Raw genomic sequence first — 17037 nt, 5'->3', positions numbered from 1 at the left:
TTGAGCGACGCCCGCCACACCAGGGACTGACACGACCGGGACGAAAGACGGAGAGCTGATGTACGACGACAAGGAACTGAAGGAATATCGCGATCTTCTGCCGCAGCCCACGCATTTCGAGGAGGGCTTCGACTGGAAGACCATTATTGGCGCGGTGTTCATCGGCTTTCTGATGATGCCCGGCAGCATGTACCTGCAACTGGTCATCGGCACGGGCATCGGCCCGGCAGCGCGGTGGGTGACCATCATCCTGTTCGCGGAGATCGCCAAACGGGCCTACACCGAGCTCAAACAGCAGGAAATCTTCCTCTTGTACTACATGGCCGGGGCGGCCATGGCCTCGCCGTTCTCGGGCCTGTTGTGGAACCAATACCTGATCCAGTCCGACGCGGCCAAGATGCTGGGGCTGACGGAATTCATCCCCGCCTGGGTGGCCCCGGCCGTGGGCTCCGAATCCCTGTTGCAGCGCACGTTTTTGCACCGCGACTGGCTCATCCCCATCCTGCTTCTGGTGGGTTCCCAGATCATCCAGCGGGTGGACCATTTCGGCCTGGGATACGCCCTGTACCGCATCACCTCCGATGTGGAAAAGCTGCCCTTTCCCATGGCCCCGGTCGGGGCCCTGGGCACCATGGCCCTGGCCGAATCCACCGAGGACAAGAAAACCGGCTGGAAATGGCGGGTCTTTTCCATCGGAGGCATGATCGGACTGGTCTTTGGGGCCGTGTACGTCCTTTTTCCCGTGGTTTCGGGGCTGGTGTTCACCGAGCCCCTTCGCATCATTCCCATTCCCTGGGCGGACTTCACCCGCAGCACGGAAAAATGGCTTCCGGCCGTGGCCACGGGCATCCAGTTCGATCTGGGGCTGATGTTTACGGGCATGGTCTTGCCGTTTTGGGCGGTCATCGGCGGTCTGATGGGGCTGCTCATCACCGTGGTGGCCAACCCCATCCTGTTCGAGCACGGCATTTTGCACCGCTGGCGCTACGGCATGGGCACCGTGGACACGGTGTTCGCCAACAACTTCGACTTCTACATGAGCTTCGGCATCGGCCTTGGCCTGGCCATCGGCATCATCGGCGTATGGCAGGTGGCCAAGTCCTTCGGGAAGGGGTCGAGCGGGGTGGGGTACCGGGCGCTTTTCACCACCAACAAGGCCCGGGGCGACATCAATTTCTGGGTGTCCGTGGCCATCTACGTGGTCTCCACCCTGTCCTACATCGCCATGTGCGTGTGGCTGGTGCCCAATTTTCCATGGATCTTTTTCATCCTTTATGGCTTCATCTATACCCCGGTCATTTCCTACATCACCGCCCGCATGGAGGGCATCGCCGGTCAGTTCGTCTCGCTGCCCCTGGTGCGGGAGGCCAGCTTCATCGCCGGGGCCAGGTTTTTCGGCTACCAGGGCATCGAGATATGGTACGCCCCCATCCCCATCCACAACTACGGCAAGGCCACGGTGGATTTCCGGGAGATCGAACTGACCGGCACCAGCCTGCGGGGCATCATCAAGGCCGAGATCGTGGTCTTCCCGGTGGTCATGGTGGCCAGCCTGTTTTTTTCCCAGTTCATCTGGCAACTGGCCCCCATCCCGTCCGCCTCGTATCCCTATGCCCAGGAGTTGTGGCATTTGCAGGCCTTAAACACCCTGCTCATGCAGACCTCCACCCTGGAGGGCAATTCGCTTTTCTTTCAGGCCTTAAGCGGCTGGTACGTCTCGGCCGGGATGTTTCTTGGGCTCATTATCTATGCCATTTTAAGCGTCTTCGGGCTGCCGGTGCTCCTGGTCTACGGCATTGTGCGGGGCCTGGGGCAGAGCACCCCCCATGGCCTCATTCTCGAACTGCTGGGGGCTATGCTCGGCCGGTATTATTTCCTCAAGCGTTATGGGGCCATGTGGCGGCAGTACGCGCCGGTGCTTTTGGCCGGCTTTTCCTGCGGCATGGGGCTGATGGGCATGTTCTCCATGGGCGCGACGCTGATCATGAAGTCCCTGGGGCGATTGGCCTATTAGAAGGGATGCATGGAATCGACCACAACGAGCCTTGTGGCGTTGCTCCAGAGCGTGTGCGTGGTCATGGTCCTGGCCTATGGCCTCACGCGCACCCGGGTGTTCGCCGAGATTCTCGACGGGAAACGCACGCCGAAAAACCTGGCCGTCATGGCCGTGGTCTTCGGCCTCTTCTCCATCTACGGCACCCTGTCCGGGGTCAGCATTCTTGGCTCCTTCATCAACATCCGCGACCTGGGCCCGGCCCTGGCCGGGCTGTTGGCCGGTCCCCTGGCCGGACTCGGGGCGGGACTTCTCGGCGGGGCTCACCGGTTCACCCTGGGCGGTCCCACCTGCTACGGCTGCACCCTGTCCACCATCCTGGCCGGACTGGTCGGCGGACTCGTATACCGGTTTCGGGACGGTCGGCTGCTCACCACGACCCAGGCCGTGGCCCTGGCCCTGTGCATCGAGGCCTTCCACATGGCGGCCGGGGTGGTTTTCGGCACGCCCGTGGCCACCGCCCTGATCGTCGTCAAATCCGCCGCCGTGCCCATGCTTGTGGCCAACGCCCTGGGCATGGCCGTCTTCGTCGGCATCGTGCGCAATGTCGTGGAGGAGCGCCGCACCCGGGCGGCCAAGGAGGCTATCGAGGGCGAGCTGCGGGTGGCCCGGGACATCCAGATGGGCATTGTGCCCCGGATGTTTCCGGCCTTTCCGGATCGGCCGGAGGTGGAGCTTTTCGCCCTGCTCGATTCGGCCAAGGAGGTGGGCGGCGATTTCTACGACTACTACGCCCTGGACGAGGACCGGATTTTTTTCGTCATCGGCGACGTGGCCGGCAAGGGCGTGCCGGCCTCGCTGTTCATGGCCGTGACCATGACCCTTTTCAAGGCCTATGCCCGGCCGGAGCGGGGTCCGGTGGAGGTCGTGTCCCGGGTTAACGACAAACTGGCCCGGGACAACGAAACCGGGCTTTTCGTCACGGCCTTTTGCGGCATTTTGGATCTGCGCACGGGCCGTCTCGACTACGCCAACGCCGGACACAACCTGCCGGTGGCGGTGCGTCCGGGAGGGACCACGGCCCTTTTGCCGCCCTTGGGCGGTCTGGTGCTCGGGGCCGTGCCCGATTTCCCCTATAAAATCGGCACGCTCACCCTGGCTGTGGGGGACACGCTCGTCGTCTACACCGACGGCGTGACCGAGGCCATGGACGGGAGCAACGCCCTGTTCGGCAACGAGCGACTGCTTGAAGCCTGCCTACTTGACCGGCATCGGGGGCCGAAAGAACTGGTCGAGGGCATCTTTCAGGCGGTCCAGGCCTATGCCGGGGACGCCCCCCAATCCGACGACATCACGATTTTGGCCGTGCGCTATCAGGGGGGAGCGGCCTCGGCCACGACCCTTGACGACTCCATGGGATCTGGGATATAAACTTCAGTTTTGCGTTGGACATCTTGTCCCCAGGGCCGTGTCACGCCCGACACCGGGCCCCTTGACTCGGCCGAAAAACGACTTACCAGGGTAGACGAACGCGCCCTGGCTGTCACCGCAGCCCGTCCGGCGCGCAAGGAGAAACGAATGGCTCGTATTACCGTCGAAGATTGCCTGCAGAAAATCAACAACCGGTTTCTCATTGTCCAGATGGCCATCAAACGGGTCAAGCAGTACCGCGAGGGCTACACCCCCCTCGTGGAATGCAAGAACAAGGAAGTGGTCACCGCGCTTCGCGAAATTGCCGCCGGTGAGGTTCTGCCTTCCGAGTCCATTGTGGAAGCGGGCATCCATGTTGAATCCTAACGAGTTCCATTAGCACTATGTCCCAGGCTGACTACTACGAGATTTTGGGCGTCGGGCGCGACGCGGGCGAGGATGAGGTCAAGAAGGCCTATCGCCAGATGGCCTTCAAGTATCATCCCGACCGCAACCCTGACGACCCCGAGGCCGAGTCCAAGTTCAAGGAGGCCGCAGAGGCCTACGAGGTGCTGCGCGACCCGGAGACCCGGGCGCGGTACGACCGGTATGGCAAGGAAGGGCTCGGCGGGAGCGGTTTCGGCGGTTTTTCCTCAACCGACGATGTGTTCAGCACCTTTTCCGACATCTTTGGAGAATTCTTCGGATTTGGCGGCCGGGCAGGGCGTGGGCCCAGACCCCAGGCCGGGTCCGATCTGCGCTACGATCTGACCGTGGCCTTTCGCGACGCCGCGGCCGGGACGGAAGTCGCCCTGAAGATTCCCAAGGAAGTCCCGTGTGCGGAGTGCGGAGGCAGCGGCGCCGCGCCCGGCACCCGCCCCGAGACCTGCCGCCACTGCGGCGGGGCAGGGCAGGTCCACCAGAGCCAGGGGTTTTTCCGCATCGCCGTGCCATGCCCCGTGTGCCGGGGCCAGGGCACGGTGATCACCACCCCGTGCGCCGCCTGCCGGGGCCGGGGACTCCTCCACGAGATCAAGGAAATCAGCGTCAAGGTGCCCGCCGGAGTGGACAACGGCATGCGCCTGAGGCTTCGCGGCGAGGGCGAACCCGGTAAAAACGGCGGACCTCCCGGGGATCTGTACGTGATCATCCGGGTCGAGCCGGACAAGGTTTTTGACCGGCAAGGCCAGGATCTCATTTACAGTACGGAAATCAGCTTCGTGCAGGCGGCTCTCGGCGACATGATCGAGGTGCCCACCCTTGAAGGCACGGAGAGCATGGAGATTGTGCGCGGCACACAGAGCGGCAAGGTCTTCGCCTTGCGCGGCCTGGGTCTGCCGCATCCCGGCGGCCGGGATCGGGGAGATCTCTTGGTCCAGGTCACGGTGACCATCCCGAAAAACGTGACCAAGAAACAGGAAGAGCTTTTACGCGAGTTTCAGAAGCTCGAAGAGCAAAAGCCCATGAAGAAGGTCAAGAATTTCTTCAAAAAGGCCAAGGAGGCCATGGGGAACTGACCATGAAAACGTGTGTTCGCGCCATTTTTCTCACCGCCTGCCTGTGTCTGGCGCTGCCGCTTGCGGGACAGGCCACCCCGGACCAGGATTTCGCCGAGGCGTTGTCGTCCATTGACCAGGGAAATTTCCCCAAGGCCGTTGAATCGCTGAACAAGATCCTCTCCAAGCCGGAAGGGATCGAAAAAATGAACCTGATGAGCGCCTACAACGTGCGCGCCCTGTGCTATTCCCAGATGAACCAGTACGACAAGGCCATGGCCGATTTCGACAAGGCCCTGGCCATCGACCCGAACAATGCCGAGATTCTGGGCAATCGGGCCTTTGTCTGGCAGGCCATGGGCAACCTGGAAAAGGCCAAGGCCGACGCCAAGGCCGCCAAGCGCATTGATTACAAGGTCAAGGTTCCGGAGTTTTAGGCCCCATGTCCGACGATCTCTCGCATATCGACGCCCAGGGCAAGGCCCGCATGGTGGACGTGGGCGGCAAGGCCACGACCCGGCGCATCGCCGTGGCCGGGGCCCGGGTGGTTTTGTCGCCGAAAACCATGGCCCTGCTCCAGGAGGCGGCCCTGCCCAAGGGCGACGCCCTGGCCACGGCCAAGATCGCCGGAATCCTGGCCGCCAAGCGGACCTTCGAACTGATCCCCCTGTGCCATCCCCTGCCCCTGTCCTTTGCCGACGTGCGTTTCACTGTCGATGCCTCGGCCTGCGCCGTGGACATTGAGGCCGAGGCCCGCACCGACGCTCCCACCGGGGTGGAGATGGAGGCCCTGACCGCCGTCACTGTGGCGGCGCTGACCCTGTACGATATGTGCAAGGCCGTTCAGAAGGACATCGAGGTCACGGCCGTGCGGCTTCTCTTTAAAAGCGGCGGCAAGTCCGGCATCTTCGTGTCCCCCCTGTGGCCTACGGACCGGCCCTATCCGGCATAACTAGGCCACTTTCACAAAAAATCGAACGCCGCGCCAGGGAACTCCCGGACGCGGCGTTTTTTATGTGGTCGTGCAACGAAAGGTCAGGCCTTGCCTACCACACCGAGCGGACCTTGATGCCCCGGCCGACTAGGTGTTCCTTGATGCCCGGCAGGGTGTATTCCCCGTAGTGGACGATGGAGGCGATCAGCGCCGCCTGGGCCTTGCCCACAGTCAGGGCGTCGGCCATGTGGTCGGGGTTGCCCGCGCCGCCCGAGGCGATGACCGGGATGCCCACGTTTTCCGCGATAAGCCGGGTCAGGGTCAGCTCGTAGCCGTCCTTGGTGCCGTCGGCGTCGATGGAGTTGAGGCAGATCTCGCCCGCGCCCAGGGCCTCCACGGTCTTGGCCCAGTCCAGGGCGCACAGGCCCATGGCCTTGCGGCCGCCGTGGATGACCACTTCGTAGCCCGAAGGGATGGTCTCGGAGACGGGAACCTTTTTCACGTCCATGCCCACCACCACGCACTGGGAGCCGAAGGCCTGGGCCCCTTGGCTGATGATGTCCGGATTTTTCACGGCTGCCGAATTGACCGATATCTTTTCCGCCCCGGCCACGAGCACGGCCCGCATGTCCTCCACCGTGGAGATGCCGCCGCCCACGGAGAAGGGGATGAAAATCTGGGCGGCCACCCGTTCCACCACGTCGAGCATGATGCCCCGGCCCTCGGCGGAGGCGGTGATGTCGTAGAAGACGATCTCGTCCGCGCCCTGCTCGTAATACATGCGGGCTGTCTCCACGGGGTCGCCGATGTCCACGTTGCCCGCAAATTTCACGCCCTTGGTGAGTTTGCCGTTTCGCACGTCCAGGCAGGGGATGACGCGTTTACTGAGCATGGGCGGCCTCCCGGCAGTAGGCGTTGAAATTGGCCAAAAGCGTCAGTCCCGGGCGACCGCTTTTTTCCGGATGGAATTGCACGGCCCACAGCCCCGGCCGACCGTGCACGGAGCAGAAGTCGATCCCGTAAAAGGTCTCGGCCAGGACAAATTCCGGGGCGGGCACGGGATAATAGCTGTGCACGAAGTAGAATTCCGCCTCGGGTTCGATTCCCCGCAGTATCTCGCAGTCCCGCAGGGGTTTGACCCGGTTCCAGCCCATGTGCGGCACCCGGATGGGCGCGCCGTCCTCCTCGGTCAGGGACCGGTTGAACATGGCGCATTCGCCGGACACGATGCCTAAGGCCTTGGTGTCGTTTTCCGGGCTGTAGTCGAGGAGTATCTGGCAGCCCACGCAGATGCCCAGAAGGGGCTTTCCGGCGTCCACCTGGGCCTTGATGACCTTGTCCAGGCCGGTCTGGGTGAGTTCGTCCATGGCCTGTCCGGCCGCGCCCACGCCGGGGAAGATGATGCCCGAGGCGGCGGCGATGACGGCGGGATCGGAGGTGATGCGGCAGGGGATGCCGAGATGGTCCAGGGCCCGGCGGACGCTGGTCTGGTTTCCGGCCTTGTAGTCGAGAATGGCGAGCATGGTGACCTCCCGTGGCCGGGGGAGTAGTCGAAAAATCGTGTCGAGGCAAGGAGGGCGGCCCGTCACGGGGCAAGAATTCCGCCCTGCCTTGCCAAAGAGCCCCCGAAAGTCCATAACCCAGTCGCAGGGCACGTAAAAAACGGGGGGCGGACATGTACATCGTCACCGGCGGGGCGGGATTTATCGGCAGCGCCATCGTGTGGAAGTTGAACAACATGGGGGTCGACGACATCCTGATCGTCGACGACCTGGGCCATGACGACACGTTTAAAAATCTCGTGGGGCTTCGGTTTTCCGACTATCTGCACAAGGACGACTTCCTGGTCCGCATCGAGGGCCACACCGACCCCTTTAATCCGGCGGCCCTGATCCACATGGGGGCCAATTCCTCCACAACCGAGACCGACGCCGAGCGGCTCATGCGCGTCAACTACCACTATTCCAAATCCGTGTGCCAGTACGCCACAAGCCGCGACGCCCGGTTCATCCACGCCTCCAGCGCAAGCACCTACGGCGACGGGTCGCGCGGCTTCGACGACGATCCGGCCACCCTGGACGACTTGCGCCCCTTAAACATGTACGCCCTGACCAAGCACCTCTTCGACCTGTGGCTCAGGCGGCACGGGTTTCTTTCCCGGGTGGCCAGTCTCAAGTTCTTCAACGTGTTCGGCCCCAACGAATACCACAAGGGAGAGATGCGCAGCGTGGTCTGCAAGGCCTTTGAGAAGATTCGCGACACCGGGCGGCTGGCGCTTTTCAAGTCCGACCGCGAGGACTATCCCGACGGCGGCCAGATGCGCGATTTCGTGTGGGTCAAGGACTGCGCGGAGGTGGTCTGGTGGCTTCTGGAAAATCCCCACGCGGGCGGCATCCTGAACGTGGGAACGGGACAGGCCCGGACCTGGAACGACCTGGCCCGGGCGGTCTTTGCAGCCATGGGCCGGGAACCGAAGATCGACTATGTGGAGATGCCCGCCAAACTTCGCGGCAAATACCAGTATTTCACCGAGGCCAGGGTGGAGCGTCTGCGCGCCGCCGGATACCAAGCCCCCATGACCCCGCTTGAAGACGCGGTGGCGGACTACGTGACCGGCTATCTGGCCACGAACAATCCTTACCTGTCGGCGGCTATTTCTTGCGCTTGAACAGCCGCTCCAGTTCATGTTCCGTGAAACGCACGGCCACCGGCCGTCCGTGGGGGCAGTAGTCCCTGTCCGGGCATTCCCGCCAGATCGCAAGCAGGGCCAGGGCCTCGTCCGGGACCAGCCGCGTCCCGGCCTTGATCGCCGCCTTGCAGGACAGAAGCGTCCATAAATCCTCAATTTTTTTGGCCTGCCCGGACAGGGCTGCGCGCAGATAGTCCCCGGCCTCGGCCACGGTCAGCGAGGGCGGCAGGCCTTTGATCGCCAGCACCCCGGGGTCGGCGCGCTCCAGGTCGAAGCCCACGGCCCGCAACTCGTCCCACAGCTTTCCCAGCATGGCCTGTTCGGACTTGTGCAGGGCCACCTGAAGCGGAATCCCCAGGGGCCGGGAATCGCCGCGTCGGCCGTCCCGACGCATGGCCGCAAAAAGTACCCGCTCGTGGGCCGCGTGCTGATCCACCAGGGTCAGGGCCGACCCGCCCATGCGCACCAAGAGATAGGTGTCCGCAAACTGCCCCAGGTATTCGATCTCCTCGCCCCCATGTCCCATCCCCCGGCCGGGCACGATTCCGGCCGGGGTCGAGGCGTCGCGCACGTTGGCGGCCGGGCCCGATCCGGCCTCCCGGTCCTTCCCGGGCGGGGGGGCCAAAAACGGCCGGTCGTCGCCTGGGCGGGACGCGGCGTCCGCAGAGGGCGATCCGGCCGGTCGCGTCCCCCCGGAGAGGGGAGGAGCCCATTCCGGCTGGCCGGACGGGCCGACCTGGGCGGATCGGGCGTGGGCGGCCACGGCCGGAGGGTCCACGTTGCGTGTGGCCTGGGGCCATGCCCCGGTGGGCCGGGCCGGCTCGCGCAGAAGCGGCGGCGGGGCCAGGGAGGAGTCCCGGGGATCGGGAAACGAATCCGGTTCGGAAAAGGGTCGCGGCCCGGCATAGGGCGGTTCCGGGGAGGCTGCCTGCCGGTCCTGCTCCTGCATATGGGCTGCGAAATCCCGGTAGCCCGGATATTTTTCCGGCTCGCCCCGGCCCGACAGCCAGGGCTCTGGGGCGGGCGAGGTGCGCATCACGCTGGCCTTGTCCAGGGCCTCGGACACGGCCCGGCGCACCAGGGTGAAGATGCGCGATTCTTCGCGGAACCGGACCTCGCTTTTGGCCGGGTGGACGTTGACGTCCACGTCTTCGGGGGGCATGGCCAGAAAGATGGCGGCCTGGGGATATTCCCGGGACAACAGCCGCCCCTTGTAGGCCTCGCGCACGGCGGACAGGAGCACCCGGTCGCGCACATGGCGGCCGTTCACGAAAAAAAGCATGCGGTCGGCCCGGGCCTGGGCCGTGAGCGGTCGGCCCACAAGGCCTGTCACCGCGAACCCGTCGTGGGCCAGGGACACCGTCACCATGTCCTCGGTCACCGCCGGGGGCCACATGCCCGCCAGCCTGGCCTGGAGGGTCTGTCCGGCCGGAAAGCGATGCACCGTGCGGCCGCCGCAGGTCAGTTTGAAGGCCACGTCCAGCCTGGCCAGGGCCAGTCGGCACAGGGTCTCCACGCACAGCTTGGTTTCCGTGGCCTCGGTCTTGAGGAATTTGAGCCGGGCCGGAACCCCGGCGAAGAGATCCCGGACCTCGATGCGGGTTCCCTGGGTCATGGCCGCCGGGCACTGGTCCGTGATGCGGCCGTTTATGACCTCGATCATGGCCGCTTCATCGTAGCCCTGGCAGGCCGAGGTGCAGCGGAACAGCGACACGGAGGCGATGCTCGGCAGGGCCTCGCCCCGGAAGCCGTAGCTGCCGATGGTGGACAGTTCGGCCAGACTGGCCAGCTTGCTGGTGGCGTGGCGGGTCACGGCCAGGGACAGTTCCGCCGGGGTCATGCCGAAGCCGTTGTCCTGGACCTGGATGAGCCCCCGGCCGCCGCCTTCGACAACAACCTCCACCCGGGAGGCCCCGGCGTCCAGGCTGTTCTCCACCAGTTCCTTGAGCACGCTGGCCGGGCGCTCCACCACCTCTCCGGCCGCGATCTGGTTTTGCAACTCGGGCGGCAGGATGCGGATGGGGCGGGAGGCGGCCGGACGTATTACGCGCGTATCGTCATTTCCCATGACAGACCGGTATCACGACGCGTTTCGGTTGAACAGGGTCGAAGGCGACGCCTTTCCGGGGGGGCTTAGGCGGGCCAGAAAAAAAAGACCGCCACGGCCAGGGCCAGCCGGTAGCAGGCAAAGGGCCGCAGGGTGGTGCGGCCAAGCAGCAGGATGAATCCCTTGACCGCCGCCCAGGCCGCAAAAAACGAGACCACGAACCCCACGGCCAACACCAGCAGATCCCCGGTCTCGAAGAGGTGGTAGCTTTTGTAGAAGTCATAGGCCGTGGCCAGGCACATGATGGGCACGGCGGCGATGAAGGAATATTCTGCGGCCAGGGAACGCTTGGCCCCCAGAAGCATGCCGCCCATGATGGTCGCGGCCGAGCGGGAGAACCCCGGCCACAGGGACAGGCATTGGAAGACCCCGACGCCCAGGGCCAGGGCCGGGGAGATGTCGTCCAGGGTCTCGAAGCGCACCCGGCGGCGCATGGCCTCGACCACCAGGATGGCCACGGCCCCCACGGCCAGGGCCAGGGCCACTGTGGTCGGCCCGAACAGGTAGGTCTTGATGGCCTTGTGGGTCAAAATCCCCACCAGGGCGGCAGGGGCGCAGGTCAGTCCCAAAAGGACGATTCCCCGCAGCCCCGAGAACCGCTGATAGGGATTGGCCCGCAGAAGCCCGAGAAACCGGTCCCGGTACATGACGACCACGGCCAGGATGGCCCCGAGCTGGATGATGACCTCGAAGCTGGCGGCCTTTTCTCCGGTGAAGCGCATGAGATGCCCGGCCAGGATCAGGTGGCCGGTGGAGGACACGGGCAAAAATTCGGTCAATCCCTCGATGATGCCCAAAACGATGGCGGAGAGGATCTGGTCCATGAAACACTCGCGATGGCTGGCGGTTTGATGCGCTGGAGCATGGCGGGGGCCTGAGCGCGTGGAAAGGGGGTGGACCCGGCGCACCTACCCGAAGGCGGGCCACGTTGCAAGGGCCGGGGAGGTGGTGTACTCAGGAAAAAGACCGCAAGGAGCGCCCATGAGCACCATTATGCCCCAAGATGAATTGTTCCGGAAGGCCGTGGCCTGGATCTGCGCCGCCAAGGGCGAATCCCAGGACTCGATTCCGGTTTTGGTGGAAAAAGCCGCCGTGAGATTCAACCTGGGTCCCAAGGACTCGGAGTTTCTGGTCAAGTTTTTGCGCGAACAGTCCGGCGACGCGGTTTTGTCCGAATCTTGACCCCGGGGGTGGCTTTCGCTTGATCGGCCTCGGGCGTTTCCGGCCCGGGCGCGTCTTGGGAGGCCGCCGCCGCGCACATCCCGGGTTCGGCCTCGGGCGCCGGGGCGGGAAGGCTTCGGGCGGCGGCGTCGCCCGGCAGGACCAACCGGGCGATTTCAGCCCACAGGGCCGTGCGGCCAAGGCCGGTCTTGCCGGAAAAAACCAGGGGCGGCGCGGCCAGGATATCCGCCCACACCCGTTTTTTGGCCTCGCGCTCCCGCTGGCTGCATTTGTCCGCCTTGGTCAAAACCACCATGGTCGGCAATCCCTGGCCCGAGGCATAGGCCAAAAGGTCCAGGTCCAGGGCCTGGGGCGGCAGGCGGCAGTCCACCACGGCCATGACCGCCCGCAGCCACGGATTGTCGGTCAAATAGACATCGATGAGCTTGGCCCATTTCTCGCGTTCGGTCTTGGCGCAGCGGGCATAGCCGTAGCCGGGAAGATCCACCAGGTAGAAATCCCCGGGACGGATGTGGTAGAAGTTGAGGCTTCGGGTCTTGCCCGGGGTGGCGCTGATCTTGGCCAGTCCCTTGCGGCTCCCGAGCATGTTCACCAGCGTGGACTTGCCCACGTTGGAGCGTCCGGCCAGGGCCACCTGGGGCGCGGGCACGGGCTTAAGCTGCGACGGCAGATAGATGGTGTCGGTCAGGGTCATGACCACCGGGGACGTATCGGGCTTCATGTCCGCATGTGTGGCCTGTCGATGCCTCGGCGTCAAGTCCGGCCTGCGGAAATCCCCGGGGGAAACCTTCATGCGGGACTTGAACTTTTGGCGGCTTTGCCCCACAGTACCGCCAGTTTGCGCGGCCATTTCGACGATGGACGCGACATGGAGAGACGGGAATGCGCACCTTCACGATTTTGATTGCCAATGGCCCGAACCTCGGGCACATCGGCCAACGCCAGCCGGAAATCTACGGCAGCCGGTCCCTGGCCGACCTGCCTGAGCTCGTCCGGGACATCCTCGGGCCGGAAAAGGCCGGGCGCATTACACTTGAGCATTTCCAGGCCAACGGCCAGGGGCAGCTCATCGACCGCCTGGAAGCGGCCATGCGCCAGGGCGTGGACGGCATCGTGCTCAATGCCGGGGCCTACACCCACACCAGCCTGGCCCTGGCCGACTGCCTGGCCTGGATCGGCATTCCCTGCGTCGAGGTGCATTTAAGCAACATTTTGGCCAGAAACGACGAGCCGTTGCGCCATACGAGCCTCATCGGGCGGTCCTGCATCGGCGTGATCGCCGGTTTCGGCCTGCACAGCTACGCCCTGGGCGTGTGCGCCCTGTGGCGACGGTTCATGGACGCCGCACAACAAACACCAAAGGAGTGACAATGCTTTCGACCACGGATTTTCGTCGGGGACTCAAGATCGAGTGGGACGGGGTTCCTTACGAAATCGTTGATTTCCAGCACGTCAAGCCCGGCAAGGGCGGGGCCTTCGTGCGCACCAAACTGAAAAACATGCTCAACGGCCGGGTGGTGGAAAACACCTTCCGCTCCGGGGAAAAGGTGGAAAAGCCGGACCTCGAGACCCGTGAGATGCAGTTTCTCTACCGCGAAGGTCCGGATTTCGTGTTCATGGACATGTCGAACTACGAGCAGACCCATGTGGGCGGGGCCCAGCTCGGCGACAAGGGCGGCTATCTCGTGGACGGCATGGAGCTCAAAATGCTCATGTACAATGGCGCCCCCCTGGATATCGACCTTCCGGCCTCGGTCATTTTAACGGTGTCGGACACGGAGCCCGGCGTGAAGGGCGATACCGTCAGCGGGGCCAGCAAACCGGCCAAGCTGGAGTCGGGCATCACCGTCAACGTGCCGCTTTTCATCAACACCGGCGAACGCATCAAAGTCGACACCAGGTCTGGCGAGTACATTGGCCGAGAATAAGGAACAAGGCGGCGAGCCCCGGTATTTCCGGGAGATGGCGGGACTGTTCCTCCTTTTCATGGGGGCGTTCACCGCCGTCAGCCTCGTCACCTACGATTACCTGGACCCGAGCCTGACCCAGCATGTGGGCCCCGGGCACGAGATCCGCAACATGGCCGGGCGGGCCGGGGCCTACTGGGCCGGATTCCTCGTCGATGTGTGCGGCGTGGGGGCCTTTTTCCTGCCCGTCTGGTTTGTCTGGCTCACGGTGCGGACCTTCGTGCGGGACATCGGGCTTGGCCCCGTGCGCTGGTGCGGCATCGTCCTGCTTTTCGTCGTGGTCTCGGCCGCCTGCGCCACCGAGACCCTGCGCCCCCTGGTGACGCTTGGCCAGGTGCAGGGCGGCGGCTACCTCGGTCGGGCCGCGTTCTCTACCCTGTCCACCTGGCTTGGCGGATACGGCGGGGGGCTTCTGCTCTTTTTCCTGACCGTGTTCGCGGTGCAGCTCGTGTTCGGGCTCTCTTTCGACGCCGTGTGGGGCCGGGCTGGACGCGGCGGATGGTGGCTGGCCCGTGCGACCTGGACGGTCCTGGGGCGTCTGGGGGGCGTCCTGGGCCGGGGCGTTCGCGCCCTGTTTGAGCCCCGGGCCAGGCGCGTGGCGCCTGCCGCGCCTGCGGCCCCCGAGGGCGTCCCGGCCGGGATCCAGGTTGCGGATGAGGAATTCGTTTTTTCAGGCGAGGCGCCCGACGATCCCGAGCCGTCCACAAGCGCCGCGCCTGCCGTAAGGCCCGCGCCGGCATCGCACAAGCGCCCGCGCAAGCCGCGTCCGGCCCTGGTGCAGGCCGATCCCGACGCGCCCTTGCCGCCCCTGGATCTCCTCAGCGTGCCGCCCCCGGCCAAGGGCCAGGGCCCCGACCCCGAGGCCGTGAAAAAGCAGGGCGAAAGCCTGGCCGGATGCCTGGCCGATTTCGACATCAAGGGTGAGTTGCAGCGCATCGTGCCCGGCCCCGTGGTGACCATGTTCGAATTCAAACCCGCCCCGGGCATCAAAATCAGCCGCATCGCCGGGCTCTCCGACGACCTGGCCCTGGCCATGAAGGCCCTGGCCGTGCGCATCGAGGCCCCCATCCCGGGTCGGGACACGGTGGGCGTGGAGATTCCCAACGCCAAGCGGCAGACCGTCTATCTGCGCGAGATATTGGAGTCCGAGGCCTTCACCTCCCAGGCCTCGAAGCTGACCCTGGCCATCGGCAAGGACATCCAGGGACGGCCCCAGGTGGCGGATCTGGCCAAGATGCCGCACCTTCTGGTGGCCGGGGCCACGGGCAGCGGCAAAAGCGTGTGCATCAACGGCATCCTCTTAAGCATCCTCTACAAGGCCCGGCCCGACGAGGTGAAGCTCCTGCTTGTGGACCCCAAGCGCATCGAGCTTTCCGTCTACAACGACCTGCCGCATCTGGTGCATCCCGTGGTCACGGAGATGTCCATGGCCAAAAGCGCCCTGGACTGGGCCGTACATGAGATGGACCGCCGCTACGAGGCCATGGCCCGGCTCGGGGTGCGCAACATCTCAGGATACTGGGAAAAGCTGGAAAAGCTGGGCGACGACCGGCCCGAAGAATTGGCCGATCTGGCCCCCATGCCCTATCTGGTGATCATCATCGACGAACTGGCCGACCTGATGATGACCGCCGCCAAGGAAGTGGAGATCAGCATCGTGCGCCTGGCCCAGTTGGCCCGGGCCGCAGGCATCCATCTCATCCTGGCCACCCAGCGGCCCAGCGTGGACGTGGTCACCGGGCTTATCAAGGCCAACTTTCCCACCCGCATATCGTTTCAGGTCACCAGCAAGCACGATTCGCGCACCATTTTGGACACGGTGGGGGCGGAGCATCTGCTCGGGCGCGGGGACATGCTGTTCAAGCCCAGCGGCGGCAAGATGAGCCGCATGCACGGGGCGTTCGTCTCGGACGAGGAGACGGCCGAGGTGGTGGAGTTTTGGAAAAAGCGCGCCGCGCCGGGCTACGAGCTGGATTTTTCCGAATGGCAGAAGGAGACGGCCTCAGGCCTGGACGGAAACGGCGAGAACGGCATCGACGGCGGCGACGACACGGCCTGTGACCCCATCTATCCCCAGGCCGTGGATTTCGTCATGGAGCAGGGCCGGGCCTCCATCTCGCTTATTCAGCGCCGTTTCCGCATCGGGTTCAACCGGGCGGCCCGGTTTATCGAGCAGATGGAACGCGACGGCATGCTGGGCCCCCAGGAAGGCAGCAAGCCGCGAGCAGTGCTGCGGGGCAAGGATTAGTAGGTATCGGGCCGTGGAGATGCCTCCGGCGGCCAAAGGGTTCCGCCCTTTGGAATCCCGTCGCGATTTTACGGATTGTGGGCGTTCCGAAAACACGATTTCCGGCCACGAAAAAAGCTTCGGGCCGATGGCGGCGGCGACGCCGTCCGGCCACGTCCCGGGAAAGCGGGCAGGCAAAAAGGTGTGTAGCATGAAAAAGACGATCCTGGCGTGCCTTCTGGTCGCCGTGTGGGCGGTTCCGGCTCGCGGCGCGGACCTGGTGGACGCCGTGCAGAAAAAATATGAATCATTGTCAGGCTTTAAGACAGAGTTCACCCAGGACTTGAAGAATTCAGCCAGCGGCGAGGGAGAGATGCGTTCCGGGTCGATCACCTTCAAGAAACCGAACCTGGTGCGCTGGGAGACGGTAAAACCCGAAAAGGAACTGCTTTTGGTGGGCAAGGAGGCGGTCTGGGACTATTTTGAGGACGACCGCGAGGCCTTTCGGTATCCGGTGGAGGAAATCATCAACTCCAAGACCATGCTCAAGTTTTTAACCGGCAAGGCCAATCTGCGCGAGGATTTCCACGTCTTCGAGGAACCCGACGCCGCAGAAGCGGGACTGGTGCGGTTCAAGCTGGTTCCCAAGGAGCCGGAACCCGGATTGGTCATGGCCCATGTCTGGGTGGACCCGGCGACGCAGATGATCATGCGCCTGTCCATCCAGGATTTTTACGCCAACACGAATGATCTGACCCTGAAAAACCTCAAGGTCGAGGCCAACCTGCCCGATTCCCTGTTTTCCTTCACCCCGCCTCAGGGCGTCGCCGTCCACGACAATACCGGCCCGGACGGGCGCACGCTCTCGAAATAGTCCGCTGTTTCCGGTGTGAGCCGGGGGGGAAGGGTGTTGCGCGGCGGGGCTCGCCCGGAGTCCTCTGTGCAACCATCGGCATTCGAGGGCACGCCCGACCATCGCCGTCAGGGGCGTCTTTTCCGGCCGCCCAGGAAGGCCGACCGTTCCCGCAATCC

The 17037-nt window shown here is 64.4% G+C and carries 17 protein-coding genes; 12 read left to right on the top strand and 5 right to left on the bottom strand.

Going from position 1 to position 17037, the window contains the following annotated elements:
* The first annotated feature begins 58 nt into the window (after positions 1–58).
* The 6 genes from V3572_RS01790 to moaC all read left to right on the top strand — a co-directional run bounded on the left by V3572_RS01790 (position 59) and on the right by moaC (position 5851).
* The gene (locus tag V3572_RS01790; RefSeq protein WP_332109257.1) at positions 59–2014 is read left to right on the top strand and encodes a peptide transporter; all 1956 of its coding nucleotides are present in this window, start codon (positions 59–61) and stop codon (positions 2012–2014) included.
* A 9-nt stretch (positions 2015–2023) separates the two neighbouring features.
* Complete coding sequence (locus tag V3572_RS01785; protein WP_332109256.1) at positions 2024–3424, top strand: PP2C family protein-serine/threonine phosphatase; 1401 nt, start codon at positions 2024–2026, stop codon at positions 3422–3424.
* 147 nt (positions 3425–3571) lie between these two features.
* Entirely contained in the window at positions 3572–3790 is a 219-nt protein-coding gene (gene rpoZ, locus V3572_RS01780; RefSeq protein ID WP_332109255.1) for a DNA-directed RNA polymerase subunit omega, read from the top strand.
* A gap of 17 nt (positions 3791–3807) precedes the next feature.
* Positions 3808–4920, top strand: coding sequence for a molecular chaperone DnaJ (gene dnaJ / locus V3572_RS01775; RefSeq protein WP_332109254.1), 1113 nt, complete (start codon positions 3808–3810; stop codon positions 4918–4920).
* A 2-nt stretch (positions 4921–4922) separates the two neighbouring features.
* A complete protein-coding gene (locus V3572_RS01770) occupies positions 4923–5336 on the top strand; it encodes a tetratricopeptide repeat protein (protein ID WP_332109253.1) in 414 nt (137 codons plus the stop codon).
* 5 nt (positions 5337–5341) lie between these two features.
* The gene (moaC, locus tag V3572_RS01765) at positions 5342–5851 is read left to right on the top strand and encodes a cyclic pyranopterin monophosphate synthase MoaC (RefSeq protein WP_332109252.1); all 510 of its coding nucleotides are present in this window, start codon (positions 5342–5344) and stop codon (positions 5849–5851) included.
* 94 nt (positions 5852–5945) lie between these two features.
* On the opposite strand, the gene hisF is transcribed toward moaC, so the two are convergent.
* Positions 5946–6725 (bottom strand): imidazole glycerol phosphate synthase subunit HisF, encoded by a 780-nt coding sequence (hisF, locus tag V3572_RS01760; RefSeq protein ID WP_332109251.1) that lies wholly within the window; start codon positions 6723–6725, stop codon positions 5946–5948.
* The gene (gene hisH / locus V3572_RS01755) at positions 6715–7356 is read right to left on the bottom strand and encodes an imidazole glycerol phosphate synthase subunit HisH (protein WP_332109250.1); all 642 of its coding nucleotides are present in this window, start codon (positions 7354–7356) and stop codon (positions 6715–6717) included. Before hisH ends, hisF begins: the two co-directional genes overlap by 11 nt.
* A gap of 152 nt (positions 7357–7508) precedes the next feature.
* Here hisH and rfaD point away from each other — a divergent pair, with 152 nt between their 5' ends.
* Entirely contained in the window at positions 7509–8501 is a 993-nt protein-coding gene (gene rfaD, locus V3572_RS01750) for an ADP-glyceromanno-heptose 6-epimerase (RefSeq protein ID WP_332109249.1), read from the top strand.
* On the opposite strand, the gene mutL is transcribed toward rfaD, so the two are convergent.
* On the bottom strand, positions 8485–10590 hold the full coding sequence (gene mutL / locus V3572_RS01745; protein WP_332109248.1) for a DNA mismatch repair endonuclease MutL: 2106 nt from the start codon (positions 10588–10590) through the stop codon (positions 8485–8487). The two genes, rfaD and mutL, sit on opposite strands and share 17 nt — an antisense overlap.
* A gap of 65 nt (positions 10591–10655) precedes the next feature.
* Complete coding sequence (locus V3572_RS01740; protein WP_332109247.1) at positions 10656–11453, bottom strand: undecaprenyl-diphosphate phosphatase; 798 nt, start codon at positions 11451–11453, stop codon at positions 10656–10658.
* A 157-nt stretch (positions 11454–11610) separates the two neighbouring features.
* Between V3572_RS01740 and V3572_RS01735 the strand changes: the two genes are divergently transcribed.
* Entirely contained in the window at positions 11611–11811 is a 201-nt protein-coding gene (locus V3572_RS01735) for a hypothetical protein (RefSeq protein WP_332109246.1), read from the top strand.
* Here V3572_RS01735 and yihA read toward each other — a convergent pair.
* Positions 11762–12532: a ribosome biogenesis GTP-binding protein YihA/YsxC gene (gene yihA / locus V3572_RS01730; RefSeq protein WP_332109245.1), complete on the bottom strand. Its 771-nt coding sequence runs from the start codon at positions 12530–12532 to the stop codon at positions 11762–11764. The two genes, V3572_RS01735 and yihA, sit on opposite strands and share 50 nt — an antisense overlap.
* A gap of 161 nt (positions 12533–12693) precedes the next feature.
* Here yihA and V3572_RS01725 point away from each other — a divergent pair, with 161 nt between their 5' ends.
* From V3572_RS01725 to lolA, 4 genes are all read left to right on the top strand, one after another.
* Positions 12694–13179, top strand: a complete 486-nt coding sequence (locus tag V3572_RS01725) for a type II 3-dehydroquinate dehydratase (protein ID WP_332109244.1) — start codon at positions 12694–12696, stop codon at positions 13177–13179.
* A 2-nt stretch (positions 13180–13181) separates the two neighbouring features.
* Positions 13182–13739 carry an elongation factor P gene (gene efp / locus V3572_RS01720; RefSeq protein ID WP_332109243.1) on the top strand — a complete coding sequence of 186 codons (558 nt, stop codon included), beginning with the start codon at positions 13182–13184 and terminating at the stop codon, positions 13737–13739.
* Positions 13726–16026 carry a DNA translocase FtsK gene (locus V3572_RS01715; protein WP_332109242.1) on the top strand — a complete coding sequence of 767 codons (2301 nt, stop codon included), beginning with the start codon at positions 13726–13728 and terminating at the stop codon, positions 16024–16026. Before efp ends, V3572_RS01715 begins: the two co-directional genes overlap by 14 nt.
* Before the next feature lie 190 nt (positions 16027–16216).
* Positions 16217–16879, top strand: coding sequence for an outer membrane lipoprotein chaperone LolA (gene lolA / locus V3572_RS01710; RefSeq protein ID WP_332109241.1), 663 nt, complete (start codon positions 16217–16219; stop codon positions 16877–16879).
* The last annotated feature ends 158 nt before the right edge of the window (positions 16880–17037 follow it).

Source organism: Desulfolutivibrio sp., assembly GCF_036584575.1.
Classification (GTDB): domain Bacteria; phylum Desulfobacterota; class Desulfovibrionia; order Desulfovibrionales; family Desulfovibrionaceae; genus Desulfolutivibrio.
The sequence above is the reverse complement of the archived record's forward strand: the minus strand, read 5'-3'. Positions and strand labels throughout refer to the sequence as shown.

Bases quoted from the DNA above. Each gene is read 5' to 3' on its own strand.
- dnaJ (WP_332109254.1), top strand. From the start codon at position 3,808: ATGTCCCAGGCTGACTACTACGAGATTTTGGGCGTCGGGCGCGACGCG.
- V3572_RS01735 (WP_332109246.1), top strand. From the start codon at position 11,611: ATGAGCACCATTATGCCCCAAGATGAATTGTTCCGGAAGGCCGTGGCC.
- hisF (WP_332109251.1), bottom strand. From the start codon at position 6,725: ATGCTCAGTAAACGCGTCATCCCCTGCCTGGACGTGCGAAACGGCAAA.
- V3572_RS01770 (WP_332109253.1), top strand. From the start codon at position 4,923: ATGAAAACGTGTGTTCGCGCCATTTTTCTCACCGCCTGCCTGTGTCTG.
- V3572_RS01740 (WP_332109247.1), bottom strand. From the start codon at position 11,453: ATGGACCAGATCCTCTCCGCCATCGTTTTGGGCATCATCGAGGGATTG.
- mutL (WP_332109248.1), bottom strand. From the start codon at position 10,590: ATGGGAAATGACGATACGCGCGTAATACGTCCGGCCGCCTCCCGCCCC.
- hisH (WP_332109250.1), bottom strand. From the start codon at position 7,356: ATGCTCGCCATTCTCGACTACAAGGCCGGAAACCAGACCAGCGTCCGC.
- lolA (WP_332109241.1), top strand. From the start codon at position 16,217: ATGAAAAAGACGATCCTGGCGTGCCTTCTGGTCGCCGTGTGGGCGGTT.
- moaC (WP_332109252.1), top strand. From the start codon at position 5,342: ATGTCCGACGATCTCTCGCATATCGACGCCCAGGGCAAGGCCCGCATG.
- rpoZ (WP_332109255.1), top strand. From the start codon at position 3,572: ATGGCTCGTATTACCGTCGAAGATTGCCTGCAGAAAATCAACAACCGG.
- V3572_RS01790 (WP_332109257.1), top strand. From the start codon at position 59: ATGTACGACGACAAGGAACTGAAGGAATATCGCGATCTTCTGCCGCAG.
- efp (WP_332109243.1), top strand. From the start codon at position 13,182: ATGCTTTCGACCACGGATTTTCGTCGGGGACTCAAGATCGAGTGGGAC.
- rfaD (WP_332109249.1), top strand. From the start codon at position 7,509: ATGTACATCGTCACCGGCGGGGCGGGATTTATCGGCAGCGCCATCGTG.
- V3572_RS01785 (WP_332109256.1), top strand. From the start codon at position 2,024: ATGGAATCGACCACAACGAGCCTTGTGGCGTTGCTCCAGAGCGTGTGC.
- V3572_RS01725 (WP_332109244.1), top strand. From the start codon at position 12,694: ATGCGCACCTTCACGATTTTGATTGCCAATGGCCCGAACCTCGGGCAC.
- yihA (WP_332109245.1), bottom strand. From the start codon at position 12,532: ATGAAGCCCGATACGTCCCCGGTGGTCATGACCCTGACCGACACCATC.